General features: G+C 67.3%; 17 protein-coding genes and 1 riboswitch. Of the genes, 7 read left to right on the top strand and 10 right to left on the bottom strand.

What is annotated here, in order from left to right; all coding sequences use genetic code 11:
• The first annotated feature begins 33 nt into the window (after positions 1-33).
• Complete coding sequence (locus G4D77_RS17480) at positions 34-1,005, top strand: tripartite tricarboxylate transporter substrate binding protein (protein WP_061287482.1); 972 nt, start codon at positions 34-36, stop codon at positions 1,003-1,005.
• A gap of 12 nt (positions 1,006-1,017) precedes the next feature.
• On the opposite strand, the gene G4D77_RS17475 is transcribed toward G4D77_RS17480, so the two are convergent.
• Genes G4D77_RS17475 through metH form a run of 3 tightly spaced genes read right to left on the bottom strand, consistent with a single transcriptional unit; the run spans position 1,018 to position 5,469 of the window.
• Entirely contained in the window at positions 1,018-2,280 is a 1,263-nt protein-coding gene (locus tag G4D77_RS17475; protein ID WP_061287483.1) for a type II toxin-antitoxin system HipA family toxin, read from the bottom strand.
• Positions 2,277-2,720: a helix-turn-helix domain-containing protein gene (locus G4D77_RS17470; protein ID WP_227740875.1), complete on the bottom strand. Its 444-nt coding sequence runs from the start codon at positions 2,718-2,720 to the stop codon at positions 2,277-2,279. The genes G4D77_RS17475 and G4D77_RS17470 overlap by 4 nt, the downstream gene beginning before the upstream one ends.
• Positions 2,713-5,469, bottom strand: a complete 2,757-nt coding sequence (metH, locus tag G4D77_RS17465; protein ID WP_213757700.1) for a methionine synthase — start codon at positions 5,467-5,469, stop codon at positions 2,713-2,715. The genes G4D77_RS17470 and metH overlap by 8 nt, the downstream gene beginning before the upstream one ends.
• A gap of 27 nt (positions 5,470-5,496) precedes the next feature.
• Positions 5,497-5,623: riboswitch (S-adenosyl-L-homocysteine riboswitch) on the bottom strand.
• A gap of 277 nt (positions 5,624-5,900) precedes the next feature.
• On the opposite strand from metH, the gene G4D77_RS17460 reads away from it, so the two are divergent.
• Genes G4D77_RS17460 through G4D77_RS17440 form a run of 5 tightly spaced genes read left to right on the top strand, consistent with a single transcriptional unit; the run spans position 5,901 to position 9,653 of the window.
• On the top strand, positions 5,901-6,707 hold the full coding sequence (locus tag G4D77_RS17460) for a FadR/GntR family transcriptional regulator (RefSeq protein WP_154833100.1): 807 nt from the start codon (positions 5,901-5,903) through the stop codon (positions 6,705-6,707).
• Entirely contained in the window at positions 6,704-7,510 is an 807-nt protein-coding gene (locus G4D77_RS17455; RefSeq protein ID WP_016452167.1) for a transporter substrate-binding domain-containing protein, read from the top strand. Before G4D77_RS17460 ends, G4D77_RS17455 begins: the two co-directional genes overlap by 4 nt.
• Positions 7,511-7,541: 31 nt before the next feature.
• Positions 7,542-8,270: an amino acid ABC transporter permease gene (locus G4D77_RS17450; protein WP_154833098.1), complete on the top strand. Its 729-nt coding sequence runs from the start codon at positions 7,542-7,544 to the stop codon at positions 8,268-8,270.
• Positions 8,267-8,920, top strand: a complete 654-nt coding sequence (locus tag G4D77_RS17445) for an amino acid ABC transporter permease (protein ID WP_016448705.1) — start codon at positions 8,267-8,269, stop codon at positions 8,918-8,920. The genes G4D77_RS17450 and G4D77_RS17445 overlap by 4 nt, the downstream gene beginning before the upstream one ends.
• Positions 8,907-9,653: an amino acid ABC transporter ATP-binding protein gene (locus G4D77_RS17440; protein ID WP_016448706.1), complete on the top strand. Its 747-nt coding sequence runs from the start codon at positions 8,907-8,909 to the stop codon at positions 9,651-9,653. Before G4D77_RS17445 ends, G4D77_RS17440 begins: the two co-directional genes overlap by 14 nt.
• Before the next feature lie 72 nt (positions 9,654-9,725).
• Here the strand turns inward: G4D77_RS17440 and G4D77_RS17435 are convergent, their stop codons facing one another.
• The 7 genes from G4D77_RS17435 to urtA all read right to left on the bottom strand — a co-directional run bounded on the left by G4D77_RS17435 (position 9,726) and on the right by urtA (position 16,575).
• Positions 9,726-10,085 carry an FmdB family zinc ribbon protein gene (locus G4D77_RS17435; RefSeq protein WP_154833096.1) on the bottom strand — a complete coding sequence of 120 codons (360 nt, stop codon included), beginning with the start codon at positions 10,083-10,085 and terminating at the stop codon, positions 9,726-9,728.
• 46 nt (positions 10,086-10,131) lie between these two features.
• Positions 10,132-11,361, bottom strand: coding sequence for a formamidase (fmdA, locus tag G4D77_RS17430; protein ID WP_012202164.1), 1,230 nt, complete (start codon positions 11,359-11,361; stop codon positions 10,132-10,134).
• 181 nt (positions 11,362-11,542) lie between these two features.
• Complete coding sequence (gene urtE / locus G4D77_RS17425; RefSeq protein ID WP_012202163.1) at positions 11,543-12,232, bottom strand: urea ABC transporter ATP-binding subunit UrtE; 690 nt, start codon at positions 12,230-12,232, stop codon at positions 11,543-11,545.
• A gap of 20 nt (positions 12,233-12,252) precedes the next feature.
• Positions 12,253-12,996, bottom strand: coding sequence for an urea ABC transporter ATP-binding protein UrtD (gene urtD, locus G4D77_RS17420; protein WP_043789395.1), 744 nt, complete (start codon positions 12,994-12,996; stop codon positions 12,253-12,255).
• A 19-nt stretch (positions 12,997-13,015) separates the two neighbouring features.
• A complete protein-coding gene (gene urtC / locus G4D77_RS17415) occupies positions 13,016-14,212 on the bottom strand; it encodes an urea ABC transporter permease subunit UrtC (RefSeq protein ID WP_017407726.1) in 1,197 nt (398 codons plus the stop codon).
• 72 nt (positions 14,213-14,284) lie between these two features.
• On the bottom strand, positions 14,285-15,199 hold the full coding sequence (gene urtB / locus G4D77_RS17410; protein WP_016450224.1) for an urea ABC transporter permease subunit UrtB: 915 nt from the start codon (positions 15,197-15,199) through the stop codon (positions 14,285-14,287).
• A gap of 110 nt (positions 15,200-15,309) precedes the next feature.
• Positions 15,310-16,575: an urea ABC transporter substrate-binding protein gene (gene urtA / locus G4D77_RS17405; RefSeq protein WP_016450225.1), complete on the bottom strand. Its 1,266-nt coding sequence runs from the start codon at positions 16,573-16,575 to the stop codon at positions 15,310-15,312.
• A 214-nt stretch (positions 16,576-16,789) separates the two neighbouring features.
• Between urtA and G4D77_RS17400 the strand changes: the two genes are divergently transcribed.
• On the top strand, positions 16,790-20,290 hold the full coding sequence (locus G4D77_RS17400) for a hybrid sensor histidine kinase/response regulator (protein ID WP_154833094.1): 3,501 nt from the start codon (positions 16,790-16,792) through the stop codon (positions 20,288-20,290).
• Positions 20,291-20,296: the final 6 nt, after the last annotated feature.

Below are 20,296 nucleotides of genomic sequence, written 5' to 3'. Positions count from 1 at the left end.
CGAACGCAACCATCCATTCCAACAAGGAGACATATGAACACCCTCATCTCGACTGCACGTCGCCGCGCACTGTCCATGGGCCTGGGCGCCCTCGCCCTGGCCGCAGCCCCGGCCTTCGCCGCCTGGCCCGAAAAACCCATTGAACTCGTCGTGGGCTTCGCGGCCGGCGGCGGCACGGACATCACGGCGCGCACACTCGCCGTGCATCTGGGCAAGCAATTGGGTACCCAGGTCGTGGTGTCCAACAAGCTGGGCGCCTCGGGCGAGCTGGGCCTGGCCTATGTGGCCAAGGCTGCGCCAGACGGTCATGTGATCGGCATGACGAACATGCCAGGTCTGGTCACATTGCCCATAGAGCGGCGCACGCAGTTCAAGCCGGCGGACTTCACCTATATCGCCAACCTGGTGCGCGACCCCAGCGCCTTCAGCGTGATGGCGGACAGCCAGTACAAGAACCTGGCCGACCTGATCGCAGACGCCAAGGCCCGGCCCGGCGAGATCAGCTACGGATCGACGGGCGTGGGCACCGATGACCACCTGGCCATGGTGCTGTTCGAGCGCCTGACGGGCACCCGGCTGAACCACGTGCCCTACAACGGCGCGGGCCCGCTGCGCACGGCGGTGCTGGGCGGCCATGTGACCATCGGCGGCATGAACCTGGGCGAGGTCATGCCCTTCGAGAGCAAGGTGCGCATCCTGGCCCAGGCCAGCCCCGCGCGCTCCAGCCTGGCGCCCAACGTGCCCAGCTTCAACGAGCAGAACGTGAAGCTGGTGTTCAATTCGGAGCGCGGCATCGTGGCACCGGCCGGCCTTCCCGCTGCCGTGCAGCAGCGACTGACCGAGGCCCTGCGCGCCATCGCGGCCGATCCCGAGTTCCACAAGCAGATGCGCCAGCAGTTCACCGAGATGGACTATGTGGAGGGCACGGCCTGGAAGACCCGCCTGGACAAGGCCACGGCAGACTTCTCGGCGCTGTGGAAGTCCGCGCCCTGGACTGACAAGTAAGCGTTCTTGCCGCTAACCGGCGGCAGCCCGGAACTCCGCATGGGCCGAAAAGGCGGATTCCGACAGCTGGATATCGGCACTGGCGATGCCGATCCTGCGCGCAGCAGCCTGCCATCCATCGACCACCGCCGCGACCTCGCCCAGTATCTGCCGGGCCTGGTTGCGGTCAAGTCCGTAGAACGACGCCGTGCCGAGAACCGTCTCCAGGCTGGGCCGGTTGTCGATGTCGTCGATGTTCAAGACATGCTCGGCCTTGTCGATGTTCGGATTGACATCGAACGCCGGGGCGAGGCACCACCCTGTCCTGCCCAGAACGAAGCCGTGATTGCGCAGGTGATCGTCGCGATTGCCAACGGCGACGTTGAACGCCACGCGCCGAAACAGCTGCGCCAGGTCGGCATCCGCATGCCCGGCATCGCCCTGGGACCGGATGAACTGGGCCAGTTCCAGATAGCTCGTACCTTCGCTGTGCGCCTTGCGCAGCAGCGTCATCGCCGAGGCGTAGAACCGCCGCGCACCATGCGCACGGTCAAACCTTTGCACACAGAAGGTGTGCAAGCCGTTGTTGAACTGGATCAGCTTGGCAGGGGGCACATACACGCCGGCCTTTCGGGCCAGTTGGTGAACGACATACTCCCAGGCCCCGATGTCGCGGTCATCGTCGCGGGCGGGAAATTTGGCAATCCACAGCGAGCCATCAGCCTGCGTGAAGTTGGCCTTCGGCCTCGCCCCACCCAGAGAGGCTCCTGGCGCGACGAGCACGGCAAGCCACTTGCGCAGCGCGTCAAGGTCGTCAATACGCCGGCTGCTGAGCTGGTAGGCCACCGCCTCCAACTCGCGCAGGGTCGTCACCGGCGGCGCCGCCATTTTCTCGTCGCCAAGAAAGGTCTCCGTGCCCGGCCGACGAAAGCGCAGTGCGCCCTGACGCGTCTGGTCCTGTACGCCAATGAGGAAGTCCCAGGCATAGAGGGTGCGGGCAGGCCGCCGTTCGTCCTTGGCCTGCAGCGCCTCACGGCGCTTCATGAGCGTCTGGCCCCAGCGGTCGGGAGACGAGTCCAGGAAGATGCCGAAGTTGCCCAACTCGGGCTTTGGGAAAAAGGGATGCTCGTCCAGGGAAAGGTCCGGATCCAGAGCGAAGGCACGAGGGTCCTTGAGCCAGCCGCGGTCGTAGTGAAAGCGGATCTGCCCACGGTCATGGGCCAGGGTGCCGACCTGGCAGGCAGGGCCGAGATCGTCGTCCAGCCAGACTTCCAGGGCGTTGTCCTGCTTGCTCATGCCGAATCTTCAGGCGTTGCGACCGATGCCGCTTTGGTCTTGTGGCGCTTTGCCACCGGCACTGGCTCCAGCGCCAGATCCTGCAGCTTGCGCCCCACCCGGTCGTCCGCCGCAAGCTGGCCAAGATCGCCTTCAAGTCCAAGCACGGCCAGTACCCGGACGTAGGACCCCAGCGTGGCACCGGGATCGCCGGACTCGACCTTGTACACCGTGGTCCTCGAAAGCCCCGCGCGCTGCGCCACCACCTCGTTGCTCAGCTTGCGCCTCTTGCGCGCAAGGCGCAGCCGCTCCCCGAGTTCGGAAAGCAGGCGCTGCTCCTGCGGAAAGACGACGGGCGGTTTGCGCGGCATTTCGCTATTAAAGCCGAAGACAAATGATTTTGTCCAAAATAGCGAAATATTGTGCAGCTGACCGGACGTGGCCAGCCAGCGATCACCCAAGATTCGGCGCCAGCAGCCTGCGCAGTTCCTCGATGTCCATGCCCCGGCGCGCGGCCATGTCGGCCAGTTGGTCCTCGCCGATCTCGCCGACGTTGAAGTAGACGGAGTCGGGGTGGCCGATGTAGAAGCCGCTGACGCTGGAGGCCGGGTTCATGGCCAGGCTTTCGGTCAGCGTCATGCCGATCTCGTCGGCCTTGAGCACGGCGAACAGGTCGGTCTTGGCGCTGTGGTCGGGGCAGGCCGGGTAGCCGGGCGCGGGGCGCACGCCCTTGTACTGTTCCTTGATCAGCGCTTCGTTGCTGAGGTTCTCGTCGGGCGCATAGCCCCACAGGTCCTTGCGCACGCGCTGGTGCAGGCATTCGGCGAAGGCCTCGGCCAGGCGGTCGGCCAGGGCCTTGAACATGATGCCGGAGTAGTCGTCCAGCGCGTCTTCGAACTCCTTGTCCTTCTTCTCGGCGCCGATGCCGGCCGTGACGGCGAACAGGCCCGCGTAGTCCTGGATGCCCGATTCCTTGGTGGCCACGAAGTCGGACAGGCAGCGGCTGGGGCGCATCACGGGCTGGCCATCCGGGCCTTCCACCATCTGCTTTTCGGTCTGCTGGCGCATGCCGTACCAGGTCATCAGCACCTGGCTGCGGGACTCGTCGGCGTAGAACTCGATGTCATCGCCCACGCGGTTGGCAGGGAACAGGCCGATGGCGCCGTTGGCCTGCAGCCAGCGGCCTTCGATGATTTTCCTGAGCATGGCCTGGCCGTCGGCCAGCACCTGGCGGGCCTGCACGCCCACGATCTCGTCGTCGAGGATGGCCGGATAGGGGCCGGCCAGGTCCCAGGTCTGGAAGAACGGGCCCCAGTCGATGTATTCGGCGATCTCGGCCAGGTCGAAGTTGCGGAACACGCGCCGGCCCAGGGCGCGCGGCGCCACGGGGGCCTGGGAAAAGTCCACGGGCGTGGCGTTGGCGCGGGCCTTGTCCAGCGGCCACAGCGGCGTCTTCTTCTTGTTGGCGTGCTGGGTGCGGACCTTGTCGTAGTCGGCCTGGATCTCGGCCAGGTAGTTGCCCTTGTTCTCGCCCAGCAGGCTCTGGGCCACGCTGACGCTGCGCGAGGCATCGGGCACGTAGACCACGGGGCCTTCGTACTTGGGCGCGATCTTGACGGCGGTGTGCACGCGCGAGCAGGTGGCGCCGCCGATCAGCAGCGGAATCTTCTTGATGCGGAAGTAGTCGTCCTTGTGCATCTCGCCGGCGACGTACTGCATCTCTTCGAGGCTGGGCGTGATCAGGCCCGACAGGCCGATGATGTCCGCGCCCTCGGCCTTGGCCCGGGCCAGGATCTCATGGCAGGGCACCATCACGCCCATGTTGATGACCTCGAAGTTGTTGCACTGCAGGACCACGGTGACGATGTTCTTGCCGATGTCGTGCACGTCGCCCTTGACGGTGGCGATGACGATCTTGCCCTTGCTGGACACGTCCAGGCCCGCCGCTTCCTGCTGGCGCTTTTCCTCTTCGATGTAGGGCACGAGGTGGGCCACGGCCTGCTTCATCACGCGCGCCGACTTGACCACCTGGGGCAGGAACATCTTGCCGGCGCCGAACAGGTCGCCCACGATGTTCATGCCGTCCATCAGCGGGCCTTCGATCACGTGCAGCGGGCGGCCGCCGCCCTGCACCACGATCTGCTGGTAGGCCTCTTCGGTGTCGACGACGATGAAGTCGGTGATGCCGTGCACCAGGGCGTGCGACAGGCGCTCGCCCACGGTCTTCGGGTTCTCGGGCGTGCCGCGCCATTCGAGCTTCTTGCTGTCGTCCTTGGCGGCGCCCTTGGCGGCGTCGGCAATCTCCAGCAGGCGTTCCGCAGCGTCAGGGCGGCGGTTGAGCACCACGTCTTCCACGCGCTCGCGCAGTTCGGGCTCCAGGTCGTCATAGACGCCGACCATGCCGGCGTTGACGATGCCCATGTCCATGCCCGCCGAGATGGCGTGGTACAGGAACACGGTGTGGATGGCCTCGCGCACAGGGTCGTTGCCGCGGAAGCTGAAGCTCACGTTGGAGACGCCGCCCGAGACCTTGGCGCCGGGCAGGTTCTGCTTGATCCAGCGCACGGCCTCGATGAAGTCCACGGCGTAGTTGTCGTGTTCCTCGATGCCGGTGGCCACGGCGAAGATGTTGGGGTCGAAGACGATGTCCTCGGGCGGGAAGCCCACCTCGTCCACCAGGATGCGGTAGGCGCGCTCGCAGATCTCGATCTTGCGCTGGTAGGTGTCGGCCTGGCCCTTCTCGTCGAAGGCCATGACCACGGCGGCCGCGCCGTAGCGCTTGATCAGCCGGGCCTGGCGCTTGAATTCATCCAGGCCTTCCTTCATGGAGATGGAGTTGACGATGCCCTTGCCCTGCAGGCAGCGCAGGCCGGCCTCGATGACCTCCCACTTGGAGCTGTCCACCATGACCGGCACCTTGGCGATGTCGGGCTCGGAGGCGATGAGGTTCAGGAAGCGCACCATGGCGGCCTTGCTGTCGAGCATGGCCTCGTCCATGTTCACGTCGATGACCTGGGCGCCGTTTTCCACCTGCTGGCGCGCCACGGACAGCGCTTCCTCGTACTGCTCGTTGAGGATCATGCGCGCAAAGGCCTTGGAACCCGTGACGTTGGTGCGCTCGCCCACGTTGACGAACAGCGTGCCCTCGCCGATGGTCACCGGCTCCAGGCCGGACAGCTTCATGGGAGGGGGAGTGAAAGAGGACGACATCAAGCTCACCTGCAAAAACGGCATGGCAACAGGTGAGCGTCGTTGGCACCGTGGGCGCGGTCCGGCCGGGAACCTGCACCTGGCCCAAGCCTGACGCGGCACGCGATCCGGTGTACGGATGGGCGGGTGCCGCGCTGCAACGCTCCTCGGGCCAAAGCCCGGGATTCTACGGCGGCTGGCGGCGGCCTGCAGTGCGGGTTTTACGCCCGCATTCGGGGCAGGCCTGCACAAAGCCATGCGGCACTGCACCAAAGCGCGGCAGCGCGGGCCGCTGGCGGTGCCTTCGGGGCGGATTGTCGATATCCCATCGCCCCGGATTCTTTGCAATGCCTGAGGACAACGCTCCTTTTTTTGCATCTGGCACGCAATTCGCTATCTGCTGGGTACGTGGTCTGACCAGTCAGGCCAAAACCCTCCACCCGCGCCAGCCCATGCAAAGCATTCCGATCTCGATGGCCCAGACGCTGCAGCAGCACATCCTGAGCGGCCACTATCCCGGCGGGAGCCAGCTGCCGCCGCAGCGCGAGCTGGCCCGGCAGCTGGGCATCAGCCGCGCTTCGCTGCGCGAGGCGCTGTCCATGCTGGAGGCCCTGGGCCTGGTCGAGATCCAGCCGGGCAAGGGCGTGCGCATCAACGGCCCGCACAGCGGCCGTGCACGCATGCACCGCGCCTATGCCACCCCGGCGCTGGGCACGCTGTCGCCGCGCCAGCTGATCGAGCTGCGCCTGGTGCTGGAGCCCGGCTGGGCCGCGCTGGCGGCCGTGCGCGCCGACGACAGCGGCCTGCGCCAGCTGCAATGGACCCAGTCCCAGCTGGCCCACGCCCTGGACCGCAGCGACCTGCTGGCCGCCGCCGACGCCGATCTGCAGTTCCACCTGCTGCTGGCCCAGCTGTCGGGCAACCCGGGCCTGGTGGCCATGGCGCGCCAGCTGGAGCTGGCCATCAGCCACAGCCTGCGCCTGCCCTTTGCCTGGAGCGGCGCCGACGACCAGCCGGTGCGCGAGCACGACGCCATCGTGCAGGCCGTCTGCGCAGGCGATGCGCCGGGTGCGGCGGGCGCCATGCGCGCCCACCTGCTGTCGGCTGCCAGGCGCAGCGGCATCGATCTCGACACACCGGACGACGCGACGGCGCCCGACGCGACGGCGCCCGACGCAACGGCGCCCGATACATCTGCGCCCGACCCTGACCCGCTTTCCTTTCGCCTCATCCCACCTTCTGAAGGAGCTTTCGCATGACTTCCCCCTTGACACCCCGCCGCGCATTCATCCGCACCGCCCTGGCGGCCGCCACCCTGGCCGCTGCCGGCCTGGGCGGCGCCGCCCATGCCGACATGCTGGCCAACATCCAGAAGGCCGGCGTGCTGCGCGTGGCGATTCCGCAGGACTTCCCGCCCTTCGGCTCGCTGGGCACCGACCTGAAGCTGCAGGGCTATGACATCGACATGGCGGCCCTGGTGGCCCAGGAGCTGGGCGTGAAGGTGGAGCTGGTGCCCGTGACCAGCACCAACCGCATCCCCTTCCTGACCACGGGCAAGGCCGACATCGTCATCTCCAGCCTGGGCAAGAACGCCGAGCGCGCCAAGGTGATCGACTTCACCCAGGCCTATGCACCCTTCCCCAAGAGCGTCTATGGCCCCAAGGACATGAGCATCAAGGCCCCTGCCGACCTGGCCGGCAAGACCGTGGGCGTGACGCGCGGCTCCACCGAGGACCTGGCCCTCACGCAGGTGGCGCCGGCCTCGGCCACCATCAAGCGCTACGAGGACAACAACGCCACCGCGCAAAGCTATCTGACGGGCCAGGTGCAGCTGGTGACGCTGGGCAACATCGTGGCCAACGCCGTCAACGAGCGCACCAGGCTGCGCCAGCTGGACGTGAAGTTCGCGGTCGAGGACACGCCCTGCTACATCGGCGTGGCCAAGGGCGAGCCGGCGCTGCTGCAGAAGGTGGACGCCATCATCACCAAGCTCAAGGCCGACGGCCGCCTGACCAGCCTGTCCCAGCGCTGGATGAAGATGCCGCTGCCCGCCACCCTGTAACCGCTGCGCCCCTGTTCCCGGAAATCCTTCCATGGCCTATCAATTCGACTTCGGCGCCGTGTTCGACTACAGCGGCCTGCTGGCACAGGGCGCGGGCTTCACGCTGGCGCTGACGGCGGCGGGCGCCGTGCTGGGCGGCGCCATCGGCGTGGCCGGCGGCGTCAGCCGCGCCTGGCGCATTGCGCCGCTGCACTGGCTGTTCAAGGTGTACGTGGAGGGCATACGCAACACGCCCTTCCTGGTGCAGCTGATGTTCGTGTTCTTCGGCCTGCCTTCGCTGGGCGTGCAGATCAACGAATGGCAGGCCTGCCTGCTGACCACGGTGATCAACCTGGGCGCCTACATCACCGAGATCGTGCGCGCCGGCATCCAGGAGACGCCGCGCGGCCAGCTGGAAGCCGCTGGCGCGCTGGGCATGGGCCGCTGGGCGATCTTCCGCCATGTGGTGCTGCGCCCTGCGCTGCAGCGGGTCTGGCCCTCGCTGAGCAGCCAGATCGTGATCGTGATGCTGGGCACCTCGGTGGTCTCGCAGATCGCGGCCCAGGACCTGACGTTTGCGGCCAACTTCATCCAGTCGCGCAACTTCCGCGCGTTCGAGACCTACCTGGTGGTGACGGCGGCGTACTTCGTGCTGGCCCTGGCATTGCGCCAGTTGCTGGCCTGGATAGGCCAGCGCTTCGTGGTGAGCCGCCGCACGCCGCGTGCAGCCAGGCCCGCTGCACCCGCTGCACCTGCAACCACTGCCGGAGACGCCGCATGATTGCCGACATTCCCCTGCTGCCCATCCTGGCCAAGCTGGCCGAGGGCCTGCTGGCCACGCTGGCGCTGTCGCTGCTGGCCTTCGTGCTGGGCGGCGCCACCGGATTGCTGGTGCTGTTCGCCCGCGTGGGCCGCAGCCTGAACCTGCGCCGCCTGGCCAAGGCCTATATCCAGGCCTTCCAGAACACGCCGCTGCTGATGCAGATGTTCATCGTGTTCTTCGGCTCGTCCATGGCCGGCCTGGACATCTCGCCCTGGACGGCGGCCGCCATCGGCCTGACGCTGTACACCAGCGCCTACCTGGCCGAGGTCTGGCGCGGCTGCGTGGAGGCTATCCCCCGCGGCCAGTGGGAAGCCTCGTCCAGCCTGGCCATGGGCTACCTGCAGCAGATGCGCCATGTGGTGCTGCCGCAGGCGCTGCGCCTGTCGATAGCGCCCACGGTCGGCTTCTCGGTGCAGATCATCAAGGGCACGGCGGTGGCCTCGATCATCGGCTTCAGCGAGCTGACCAAGCTCGGCTCCATGCTGGCCAACGCCACCTTCCAGCCCTTCCTCATCTACGGCCTGGTCGCCGCAGGCTACTTCCTGCTGTGCTGGCCCCTGTCCCTCTACGCATCCCATCTGGAGAAGAAACTCTATGCCGCTCGTTGATGTGCGCGCCGTTCACAAGCATTACGGCAACAACCATGTGCTCAAGGGCGTGGACCTGAGCGTGGACAGCGGCCAGGTGGTCGCCATCATCGGCCGCAGCGGCTCGGGCAAGAGCACGCTGCTGCGCTCCATCAATGGGCTGGAGGCCATCCAGTCCGGCCAGATCGTGGTGGACGACGCCGTGCTCAAGGGCTCGGAGGGCAGCGCGCCCTCGCCCGCCCAGCTGCGCGCGCTGCGCCTGAACGTGGGCATGGTCTTCCAGCAGTTCAATCTGTTCCCCCACCTGACGGCGGGCGAGAACGTGGCCCTGTCGCCCACCGTGGTCAAGGGCGTGAAAAAGCCCGAGGCGGCGGCGCTGGCGCGCCAGATGCTGGCCAAGGTCGGCCTGGGCGACAAGTACGACAGCTACCCCGACCAGCTCAGCGGCGGCCAGCAGCAGCGCGTGGCCATTGCACGCGCGCTGGCCATGCAGCCCAAGGTGCTGCTGTGCGACGAGATCACCTCGGCCCTGGACCCGGAGCTGGTCAACGAGGTGCTGGCCGTGGTCAAGCAGCTCGCCGCCGAGGGCATGACGCTGATCATGGTCACGCACGAGATGCGCTTTGCCCGCGACGTGGGCGACCAGCTGGTGTTCATGCACCAGGGCCTGATCCACGAAAGCGGCCCGGCCAAGCAGCTGTTCGCCAGCCCGCAGACGCCGGAGCTGGCCGGCTTCATCGGCGCCGTGCACTGAGCGGTACGGCCAGGCAGGACAAAGGCCCGCGTCGCGGGCCTTTTTTGCATCGGTGCGGCGCAGGGGCCGCGGTCAGTGGCTGATCATCCAGGGCCGCTTGGTCGGGAAGGTCTTGGCGCCGTTGGGCGCCGTGACCGTGGAGCCGCGCTTGCTGGCGCCGCTGCAGCAGCCGCAGCCCGAGGGGTGGCGCATGCGCGCGTAGCTGCCCTCGGCCACATCGCGTGAGCGCCTGGGCTCGTGCCGGGCGCGCTCGTTGGTGTCGTGGGCGCGGCGCTGCTCGGGGCTGGTGCAGGCCAGGCGCGGCGCGCTGACGAAGACGCGGGGCGAGGCCGCCTCGCAGCTGGGGCAGGGCGCGGGCTCGTTGCGCTGCGAGAGGCTGCGCAGCGCGTCGAAGCCGCCGCATGCGGCGCAGTGGTAGTCATAGGTGGGCATGGGCGGCCTCTGGCGGATGGTGGATGGCGGGTGTCGTATGCCGGGCTTACTTGTCCTGGGCGATGGGCAGGTCCACCCCGCCCGTGATGATCTTCTGTGGTCCCTCGGCCGTGGGATTGATGTCGAAGTCGAAGATCTCCGTGGGCAGCCACAGCGTGGCGCAGGCATTGGGCACGTCCACCACGCCGCTGATGTGGCCCTGCACGGGCGCCGTGCCCAGCAGCGAGTAGGCCTGGGCACCGCTGTAGCCGAATTTCTTCAGGTACTCGATGGCGTTCAGGCAGGCCTGGCGGTAGGCCACGGTCACGTCCAGGTAGTGCTGCTTGCCCTTTTCGTCCACCGAGATGCCTTCGAAGATCAGGTAGTCCTTGTAGTTGGGCGTCATGGGGCTGGGCTTGAAGATGGGGTTCTTGATGCCGTACTTGGCCATGCCGCCCTTGATCAGCGAGACCTTCATGTGCACCCAGCCGGCCATCTCGATGGCGCCGCAGAAGGTGATTTCGCCATCGCCCTGGCTGAAGTGCAGGTCGCCCACGCTCAGGCCCGCGCCGTCCACGTAGACGGGGAAGAACACGCGCGAGCCGCGCGAGAGGTCCTTGATGTCGCAGTTGCCGCCATGCTCGCGCGGCGGCACGGTGCGCGCGCCTTCGGCGGCGGCCTTGTCGCGCGCCTCGCCCTGCATCTGGCCCATGTGGGCGGTGGTGGCGTTGGGCGGGTTGGCCAGGCCGGGGATGCGGTCGGGGTCGGTGGCGATGAGGCCGGTCTCGCGCTCGTTCCAGCTGGCCAGCATCTTGGGGTCGGGCAGGCAGCCGATCAGTCCCGGGTGGATGAGGCCTGCGAAGTTGACGCCGGGGATGTGGCGGCTCTTGGTGAACATGCCGTGGAAGTCCCAGATGGACTTCTGGGCCAGCGGGAAATGCTCGTCCAGGAAGCCGCCGCCATTTTGCTTGGAGAAAAAGCCGTTGAAGCCCCAGAGGCTGTCGTCGCGCGCGCCGATGTCCAGCAGGTCCACCACCAGCAGGTCGCCGGGCTCGGCGCCCTTGACGCCCACGGGGCCGGACAGGAAGTGGACGGTGGACAGGTCCACGTCGCGCACGTCTTCGGCGCTGTCGTCGTTCTTGATGGCGCCGCCGGTCCAGTCATAGGTCTCCAGCTTGAACTCCGCGCCCGGCTCCACCCAGACCGCCATGGGGATGTCGGGATGCCAGCGGTTGTGCACCTGCGGGTTGTCGTAGGGGGACTGGTTGAGATCGACCTTGATCAGGGTTTCGGCCATGGTGTGCTCCTTGCGATGGCAGTGGAAAAAGAGAGGAACTCGGCGCCTGCATCGACCGCGGTGAATGAAACCGGCACGGCACAACCCAGGGACACCAAGGAAGGGCCGCCCCGCACCGAGGGTGTCGTCCCCCTCCCGCGTGCGAGAGAGGGGGAAGCGGCGCAGCCGCTCAGGGGGTGCTTCATACAGAGAGGTAGGACTTGATGCGCTGCTCGTCGGTATCGGCACGCGCGGTTTCATGTACCAATCTCCCGCCCTCGATGACGAACAGCCGGTCGGCCACATCCATGGCGAAGGAAAGCACCTGCTCGCTGACCACGATGGTGATGCGGCGCAGCTTGCGGATCTCGTTGAGCGCCTTGGCGATGTCCTTGATGATGGAAGGCTGTATGCCCTCGGTCGGCTCGTCCAGCAGCAGCACCTTGGGGTCGGTGACCAGGGCGCGCGCAATGGCCAGCTGCTGCTGCTGCCCGCCCGAGAGGTTGCCGCCCTTGCGCCGGCGCATGTCCCAGAGCACGGGGAACAGGGCGTAGATGTCGTCGGGCACCTGGCGCGTCTTCGCGTTCTCCAGGCCCGTCTGTATGTTCTCTTCCACGGTCAGCGTGGGGAAGATCATGCGGCCCTGGGGCACGTAGGCAATGCCCTTGGCCACGCGCCGGAAGCTCTCGTCCTTCGTGACGTCCTGGCCGGCCACGGTGATCTGGCCGCTCTTGGCGGGCATGACGCCCATCAGGCTTTTGAACAGCGTGGTCTTGCCCATGCCGTTGCGGCCCATGATGGCCACGGTTTCGTTCTCGCGGCCCTCGAAGCTGATGCCGTGCAGCGCCTCGCTCTGGCCATAGGCCACGTACAGATCCTTGACTTGCAGCATGTGAATTCCTTGTGCGTGCCTCAGTGGCCGAGGTAGACGTCGATGACCTTGGGGTCGGCCTGCACCTTGTCCATGGGACCCTCGGCGAGGATCTTTCCCTGGTGCATGACGGTGACCTTGTGCGCGATGCGCGCCACGAACTCCATGTCGTGCTCGATGACGATGACGGAGCGGTTCTTGCAGATGCGCTGCAGCAGCTCGGCCGTCAGTTCGCGCTCGCGGGCGCTCATGCCGGCGATGGGCTCGTCCAGCATCAGCAGCTCGGGCTCCTGCATGAGCAGCATGCCGATCTCCAGCCACTGCTTCTGGCCGTGGCTGAGCAGGCCGGCCTCGGTGTCCAGGCGCTCGTCCAGGCCGATGTCGGCGGCCACGGCCTGCACGCGATCGCGCACCGCCTCCGTGCACTTGAAGGCCAGCGCGCCGAAGACCGAGCGGCCTTCGGGGTAGGAGACCTCCAGGTTCTGGAAGACCGACAGGTTCTCGTAGATGGACGGCGTCTGGAACTTGCGCCCGATCCCCAGGCGCACGCGCTTGTGCTCTGCCATGCGCGTGAGTTCCTCGTTCTTGAACTTGATGCTGCCGCCCGTGGCGCGGGTCTTGCCGCAGATCAGGTCCAGCAGCGTGGTCTTGCCCGCGCCGTTGGGGCCGATGATGACGCGCAGCTCGTTCCTGTCGATGTACAGGTTCAGCGCGTCGATGGCCTTGAAGCCGTCGAAGGAGACCGTCAGGTCTTCCACGGCCAGCGTGAAGTCGGTATTGCTCATGGTGTGCTCCCGCTGTGGTTCAGGCGCCCTGGCGGCCCATGCCTTCGGACAGGGCGGACGTGGGCTTGGTGGCGGCCGGGGCAGGTGCTGCCTGGGCTCCCTGCGCTGCGGCAGGCGCTGCGGCCGGTGCCGCGCCCTTGCGGCGGCTGTTCCACCAGGGAACGATGCGGCTTTCCCACAGCCCGGCCAGCCCCATCGGGAAGGCCATGGTCACGCCGATGAACAGGCCCGCCATGAGGAACAGCCACAGGTCCGGGAAGCTCTCCGAGAAATAGGTCTTGCCCGCGTTGACCAGCAGCGTGCCGTACACGGCGCCCACCAGGCTCATGCGCCCGCCCACGGCGGCGTAGATGACCATCTCGATGGAGGGCACGATGCCCACGAAGCTGGGCGACATGAAGCCCACCTGCAGCGTGAACAGCGCGCCGCCCACGCCCGACAGCGCAGCGGCCAGGCAGAACACGAAGACCTTGAAGTTGGCCACGTCGTAGCCGGAAAAGCGCACGCGGTCTTCCTTGTCGCGCATGGCCAGCAGCAGGGTGCCCACCTTGCCCGTCTGAATCCAGCGGCACAGCACGATGGCGCCGATCAGCAGGGCCACGCAGACGTAGTAGAGGATGTACTTGGCGCTGTCCGTGCGCGTGTCCCAGCCCCACAGGGTCTTGAGGTCGGTCATGCCGTTGACGCCGCCCGTGTAGCCCTGCTGGCCGATGATGAGCACGGTGACGATCAGCGCCACGGCCTGCGTGATGATGGCGAAGTACACCCCTCCCACGCGGCGCTTGAACATGGCGAAGCTGATGAGCCAGGCCAGCAGCGTGGGCACGGCGATGACGGCGGCCAGCGAGAACGGCAGGCTCTTGAAGGGCAGCCAGAACGAGGGCAGCTCGGTCAGCTGGTTCCAGTCCATGAAGTCGGGGATGCCGGGCGTGGACTGGATCTTGGTGCTGATGGGGTCGGACGCCTCCAGCTTCAGGAACATGGCCATGGCGTAGCCGCCCAGGCCGAAGAACACGCCCTGGCCCAGGCTGAGCACGCCGCCATAGCCCCAGACCATGACCAGGCCGATGGCGACGAAGGCATAGGTCAGGTACTTGCCGACCAGGTTGAGGCGGAAGATGTCCAGCGCCAGGGGCAGCACCACCGCCAGCAGGACGGTGAGCAGCACCAGGCTGGCGAGCTGGTAGCGCTGTATCCAGGCTTTGAGGGCTTGCATGGAAAGACTCCGGTGAACTCAGGGGAAATCGGGGGAACGCGGGGGAATTCGTGGACAGGGCCAGCGCCGGGATCAGCGCCGCACCTTGGACGCGAACAGGCCCTGGGGACGCAGCATCAGGATGAAGACGATCAGCGACAGCGTGATCACCTTGGCCATGGAGCCCGCGAGGAAGAACTCGGTGATGGACTGCGTCTGCGCAATGCCGAAGGCCGAGACCACGGTGCCCAGCAGGCTGGCCGCGCCGCCGAAGGTGACCACCAGGAAGGCGTCCACGATGTACAGCGAGCCCGAGGTGGGGCCGGTGGAGCCGATGGTGGTGAAGGCCGCGCCCGCCACGCCCGCGATGCCGCAGCCGATGGCAAAGGTCAGGCGGTCGGTCTTCTTGGTGTCGATGCCGATGGCGTTGGCCATCACGCGGTTGCTGACCGTGGCGCGCACGCGCAGGCCCCAGCGGCTTTTGTGCAGCGCGATCAGCACGCCGGCCGTGACGGCCATGGTCAGCGCCAGCACGAACAGGCCGTTGATGGGAATGTCCAGCCCCTCGGCCGGCGCCCACGAGCCCATCAGCCAGTCAGGCAGGGTGGGGCTGACTTCCTTGGGGCCGATGAAGGTGCGAAAGCACTGCTGCAGCGCCAGGCTCACGCCCCAGGTGGCCAGCAGCGTGTCCAGCGGCCGCTTGTAGAGGTGGCGGATCAGCCCCCATTCCACCAGCCAGCCGGCCACGAAGGCGAACAGGAAGGCGGCCACGATGGCCAGCGGGAAGTAGTAGGGCATGAACTCGGGCGCGTGCTGCGCCGTGAGCGTGGAGCCCAGGTAGATGGTGTAGGCGCCAATGGTCATGAACTCGCCATGCGCCATGTTGATCACGCCCATCTGGCCAAAGATGATGGCCAGGCCCAGGCCCATCAGCAGCAGCACGGCGAACAGGCTCAGCCCCGCGAAGCCCTGCATCAGGCCGATGTTCATCATGTCGGAAAAACTCATGGTGCTGCTCCTGCGCGCAAGCCAATCGGGAGAGGGGGAAACGATTCACGCGGCAGCCCGCCCACTAGGCCGCAGGCCGCCGCGCATCACCTGCCTGAACGGATCAGGGCTTACTGGTAACCCTTGGGGAAGGGATCGGGTTTGATGAGTTCAGGCGACTCCGAGACCACCTTGAACGTGCCGTCCGGCTGCCCCACGGCAATGCGCGACTTGCTCCACAGGTGGTGGTTGGCGTCCACCTTCACGTAGCCTTCGGGCGCGGTCTTGAGTTCCAGCCCCGGCGATGCGGCCACCACCTTGTCCACGTCGAAGCTCTTGGCCTTCTCCACGGCGGCCTTCCACAGCCAGGGGCCCAGGTAGCCGGCCTGGGTGACGTCGCCGATGACGGCGTTGGGGCCGTACTTGGCCTTGAAGGCGGCCACGAACTTCTTGTTGTTCTCGTTGTCCAGCGTCTGGAAGTACTTCATCGAGGAGTAGAAGCCCGTGAAGTTCTCGCCGCCCACGCCGGTCATCTCGTCCTCGGTCACCGACAGCGTGACCAGCAGTTGCTTGTCACCCGTGATGCCCGCGGCCTTGAGCGCCTTGTAGAAGGCCACGTTGGAGCCGCCCACCACGGCCACGAAGATGCAGTCCGGCTTTTGCAGCTTGATCTTGTTGACCAGCGAGCCGAAGTTGGTGCTGCCCAGCGGGTAGTACTCCTCGCCGACGACCTTGCCCTTCTGGAAGTTCTCGATGTGCTTGCGCGCGATCTTCATCGAGGTGCGCGGCCAGATGTAGTCCGAGCCGATCAGGAAGAAGGTCTTGGCCTTTTTCTCGGCCTTGGCCCAGTCCAGGCTGTACAGGATCTGCTGCGTGGCTTCCTGGCCCGTGTAGATCACGTTCTTGGACTGCTCCAGGCCTTCGTAGAAGGTGGGGTAGTACAGCAGGCCGTTTTCCTTCTCGAACACGGGCAGCACGGCCTTGCGCGAGGCGCTGGTCCAGCAGCCGAAGACGGCGGCGCAGCGGTCGTTGATGAGCAGCTTCTTGGACTTCTCGGCGAAGGTGGGCCAGTCGGAGGCACCGTCTTCCTTGATCACGCGGATCTTGCGGCCCAGGATGCCGCCCATGGCGTTGATCTGGTCGATGGCCAGTTGCTCGGCCTGGATGGAGCCGGTCTCGGAGATCGCCATGGTGCCCGTGGCCGAGTGCAGCTGGCCCACGACGACTTCGGTGTCGGTGACGGCCAGCTTGGTGGTGTTGACCTGGGCCGTGGCCTGGGCGAAGGACCAGGCCGGCAGCCCGGCCACCGAGGCGGCGCCAAGCGCCTGCAGGACGCGGCGGCGGCCCATTTCCGTGCCGGGGGAACCAGGTGTGCGGGGGTCGGAGGGGTGGCTCATGGTGACTCTCCTGTAAGGATCGGTTGGGTGATCTGCAAGTGGCTGAAAACTGGCGTTGCGGTTACGGCTTGTTTCCGCGTTGGGTCCAAGATTAGGAAGAACCCTTGCCGCCGCCCATACGTCAATTGACGTAGCCACCTGCGTACGCACCCCGGATACCCCTCTTGCAAGCCGCGCCAGCATTGGCCCCGCACGTTTCTTGCTAGACCTGGGAATGCACTCCGCCCCCCCGCCCGACAGCCCCACCGGCACCGCAGCCGCGCCGCAGACCATCTTCCGGTTCCGGCGCGAGTACAACGCCTGGGTGGCCGACGAGACCATGGAGGACTACGCGCTGCGCTACACGCCGCGCAGCTTCCGGCGCTGGAGCGAGTTCCGCGTGGCCAACACGGCCTTCGGCTCGCTGTCCTTCCTGGCGCTGGAGGCCATCGGCGGCGCCATTGCGCTGAACTACGGCTTCGCCAACGCCATGTGGGCCATCGTCACCGTGGGGCTGGTGATCTTCCTGACGGGGCTGCCCATCGCCGTCTGCGCCGCACGCTACGGGCTGGACATGGACCTGCTGACGCGCGGCGCGGGCTTCGGCTACCTGGGCTCGACCATCACCTCGCTGATCTACGCCGTCTTCACCTTCATCTTCTTCGCGCTGGAGGCGGCCATCATGGCGCTGGCCCTGCAGCTGGTGGTGGACTGGCCGCTGCAGTGGTGCTATGCGCTGTCGGCCCTGGTGGTGCTGCCGCTGGCCATGCGCGGCATCACGCTGATCTCGCGCCTGCAGGCCTGGACGCAGCCGCTGTGGCTGTTCCTGCTGGTGCTGCCCTTCGTGTGGATGGCGCTGGCCCAGCCGCAGCTGTACCGCGACTTCGCCAGCCTCACCGGCCTGCGCTCGGGCAGCAGCCAGTTCGATCCGCTGATGTTCGGCGCGGCGGCAGCCGTGATCTTCGCGCTGGTGGTGCAGATCGGCGAGCAGGTGGACTTCCTGCGCTTTCTGCCGCCGCGCACCCAGGCCAACCGGCTGCGCTGGTGGGGCGCGGTGCTGGTGGCCGGCCCGGGCTGGGCCGTGATGGGCATGCTCAAGATGGCGGGCGGCGCCTTTCTCGCGTTCGCGGCCATGCAGCTGCAGGGGGTGGACGCCACGCGCGCGGCCGAGCCCACGCAGATGTTCCTGGCGGGCTTCCAGCAGGTGCTGCAGGCCCTGGGCCTGCCGGGGCTGGCCGTGGCGGTGACCGTGGTCTTCGTGGTCATCTCGCAGGTCAAGATCAACGTGACCAATGCCTATGCGGGGTCGCTTGCCTGGTCCAACTTCTTCGCGCGCATCACGCGCAGCCATCCGGGGCGCGTGGTCTGGATGGTGTTCAACGTGGTCATCGCCACCTTGCTGATGACGCTGGGCGTGTTCGGCGCGCTGGAGAAGGTGCTGACCATCTACAGCAACGTGGCCATCGCCTGGGTGGGCGCGCTGGTGGCCGACCTGGTCATCAACAAGCCGCTGGGGCTGAGCCCGCCGGGCATCGAATTCCGCCGCGCCCATCTGTACGACTTCAATCCCGTGGGACCCGTCGCCATGCTGCTGGCCGCCGCCGTGGCCTGCTGCGCCTATGCGGGCCTGCTGGGCGAGACGGCGGCCGCGTTCTCGCCCTTCATCGCGCTGGCGCTGTCCATGCTGCTGTCGCCGCTGCTGGCCTGGCTGACGGGCGGGCGCTACTACCTGGCACGGCCCGCAGGCAATCTGTGGAAGCCCGGCGAGACGGTGCGCTGCGCCGTCTGCCAGAACCAGTTCGAGTCCGAGGACATGGCGCGCTGCCCGGCCTACGGCGCGCCCATCTGCTCGCTGTGCTGCTCGCTGGAGTCGCGCTGCCATGACCGCTGCAAGACCGGCTCGCGCGCGGGCGAGCAGCTGCGCGCGCTGGCCTCGGCCATGCTGCCGCCGCGGTGGGCCACCAAGGTGAACTTCCGCGCGGGCCAGTACCTGGTGGTGATGCTGTCTCTGTGCGCGGTGACGGCCTTCATGGTGGGCGTGGTCTACATGCAGGAAAGCCTGCAGGCAGGCAGCGTCGATGGCGGCGCGCTGCGCATCCCCTTCCTCAAGGTCTTCGCGCTGCTGGCCCTGCTGTGCGCCGTGGCCGCTTGGTGGGTGGTGCTGAGCACGGACAGCCGGCGCATGGCCCAGGACGAGTCCGAGCGCCAGAACCAGCTGCTGCTGCAGGAGATCGCCGCCCACAAGCGCACCGATGCCGAGCTGCAGGCCGCCAAGGACCATGCCGAGCAGGCCAGCCAGGCCAAGACCCGCTATGTGGCGGGCATGACGCACGAGCTGCGCTCGCCGCTCAACAGCCTGCTGGGCTATACGCAGATCCTGCTCAAGAGCCCGCAGGTCGATGGCTGGGTGCGCGAGACCCTGTCCACCATGCAGCACAGCGGCCAGCACCTGCGCGCGCTGATCGACGAATCGCTGGAGCTGGCCAGCATCGAGGCCGGCCGCCTGCGCCTGGACCTCGCCCCCCTGCCCCTGCCCGCGCTGATCGACGGCATCGAGGCCATGATGCGGCCCCAGGCCCAGGCCAGGGGGCTGCAGTTCTCGGTCGAGACGCTGGGCACCATGCCGCGCTGGGTGCGTGCCGACGCCAAGCGGCTGCGCCAGATCCTGATCAACCTGCTGTCCAACGCCGTGCGCTTCACCCAGCGCGGCGAGGTGCGGCTGCGCATGGATTTCCGGCCCCATGTCTCGCGCATCGAGGTCATCGATACCGGCATCGGGATCGAACCGCAGGACATGGAGCGCATCTTCGTGCCCTTCGAGCGCGGCAGCGCGGGGCGGCGCGTCAGCGAGGCGGGCACGGGCCTGGGGCTGACCATCACCCACCTGCTGACCGAGCTGATGGGCGGGCAGCTCACCCTGAGCAGCACGCCCGGCGAGGGCAGCTGCTTCACCGTGCGCCTGTACCTGCCCGAGATGGCGCCCGACGCGTCCTGGGTGCCCCCCGGCGCCGCCGCCACGCTGCACACCGTCATCGGCTATCTGCCGCCCCGGCGCACCCTGCTGGTGGTGGACGACCAGCCGCTGCAGCGCCAGCTGCTGGCCGGCCTGCTGCTGCCGCTGGGCTTCGAGATCCGCGAGGCCGCCAGCGGCCGCGAGTGCCTGGAGATCGTGGAGCAAAGCCTGCCTGACCTGGTGCTGCTGGACATCAGCATGGACGACCTGGACGGCTGGCAGACCGCCGCCCTGCTGCGCGCGCGCCGGGATGCGCAGCAGCTTCCCGTGGTCTTCGTCTCGGCCAACCTGTTCGACAACGACCCGCCGCGCCTGGCCGATGCGCATTGCCAGGGCTTTGTCGCCAAGCCGGTGATCGAGTCCGAGCTGCTGCAGGTGCTCGAGCGCGTGCTGCGGATCGAATGGGTGCATGACAACCGCCCGTTGCTGCTGCCGGCGCCGCGCGCGGAGCAGGCAGAGGCAAAGGCAGCGCAGGCGCCGGCAGCCGCCCCCTTCCCGCCCGACCTGCGCGAAGACCTGGCCCGGCTGGCGCGCTCGGGCCAGGCCACGGCCCTGCGCGAGCGCCTGCGCCAGGCGCGCCAGCAGGCGCCCGCGCATGCCGCGCTGCTCGATGCGCTGCAGGCCTGCGCGAACCGCTTCGACTTCGATGCGCTGGCGCGCATGCTGCCGCGGCCCGAGCAAGAGGATGAAGAAGACGAAGAAAGAGAGGAGACCGATGAATGAGAACCC

The organism is Delftia sp. WY8 (assembly GCF_018437695.1).
GTDB lineage: Bacteria > Pseudomonadota > Gammaproteobacteria > Burkholderiales > Burkholderiaceae_C > Comamonas > Comamonas tsuruhatensis.
The sequence above is the reverse complement of the archived record's forward strand: the minus strand, read 5'-3'. Positions and strand labels throughout refer to the sequence as shown.

Excerpts from the sequence above, each read along its gene's own strand:
- G4D77_RS17480 (WP_061287482.1), top strand. The coding sequence starts at position 34 with ATGAACACCCTCATCTCGACTGCACGTCGCCGCGCACTGTCCATGGGC.
- G4D77_RS17475 (WP_061287483.1), bottom strand. The coding sequence starts at position 2,280 with ATGAGCAAGCAGGACAACGCCCTGGAAGTCTGGCTGGACGACGATCTC.
- metH (WP_213757700.1), bottom strand. The coding sequence starts at position 5,469 with ATGTCGTCCTCTTTCACTCCCCCTCCCATGAAGCTGTCCGGCCTGGAG.
- G4D77_RS17460 (WP_154833100.1), top strand. The coding sequence starts at position 5,901 with ATGCAAAGCATTCCGATCTCGATGGCCCAGACGCTGCAGCAGCACATC.
- G4D77_RS17455 (WP_016452167.1), top strand. The coding sequence starts at position 6,704 with ATGACTTCCCCCTTGACACCCCGCCGCGCATTCATCCGCACCGCCCTG.
- G4D77_RS17450 (WP_154833098.1), top strand. The coding sequence starts at position 7,542 with ATGGCCTATCAATTCGACTTCGGCGCCGTGTTCGACTACAGCGGCCTG.
- G4D77_RS17445 (WP_016448705.1), top strand. The coding sequence starts at position 8,267 with ATGATTGCCGACATTCCCCTGCTGCCCATCCTGGCCAAGCTGGCCGAG.
- G4D77_RS17440 (WP_016448706.1), top strand. The coding sequence starts at position 8,907 with ATGCCGCTCGTTGATGTGCGCGCCGTTCACAAGCATTACGGCAACAAC.
- G4D77_RS17435 (WP_154833096.1), bottom strand. The coding sequence starts at position 10,085 with ATGCCCACCTATGACTACCACTGCGCCGCATGCGGCGGCTTCGACGCG.
- fmdA (WP_012202164.1), bottom strand. The coding sequence starts at position 11,361 with ATGGCCGAAACCCTGATCAAGGTCGATCTCAACCAGTCCCCCTACGAC.
- urtE (WP_012202163.1), bottom strand. The coding sequence starts at position 12,232 with ATGCTGCAAGTCAAGGATCTGTACGTGGCCTATGGCCAGAGCGAGGCG.
- urtD (WP_043789395.1), bottom strand. The coding sequence starts at position 12,996 with ATGAGCAATACCGACTTCACGCTGGCCGTGGAAGACCTGACGGTCTCC.
- urtC (WP_017407726.1), bottom strand. The coding sequence starts at position 14,212 with ATGCAAGCCCTCAAAGCCTGGATACAGCGCTACCAGCTCGCCAGCCTG.
- urtB (WP_016450224.1), bottom strand. The coding sequence starts at position 15,199 with ATGAGTTTTTCCGACATGATGAACATCGGCCTGATGCAGGGCTTCGCG.
- urtA (WP_016450225.1), bottom strand. The coding sequence starts at position 16,575 with ATGAGCCACCCCTCCGACCCCCGCACACCTGGTTCCCCCGGCACGGAA.
- G4D77_RS17400 (WP_154833094.1), top strand. The coding sequence starts at position 16,790 with ATGCACTCCGCCCCCCCGCCCGACAGCCCCACCGGCACCGCAGCCGCG.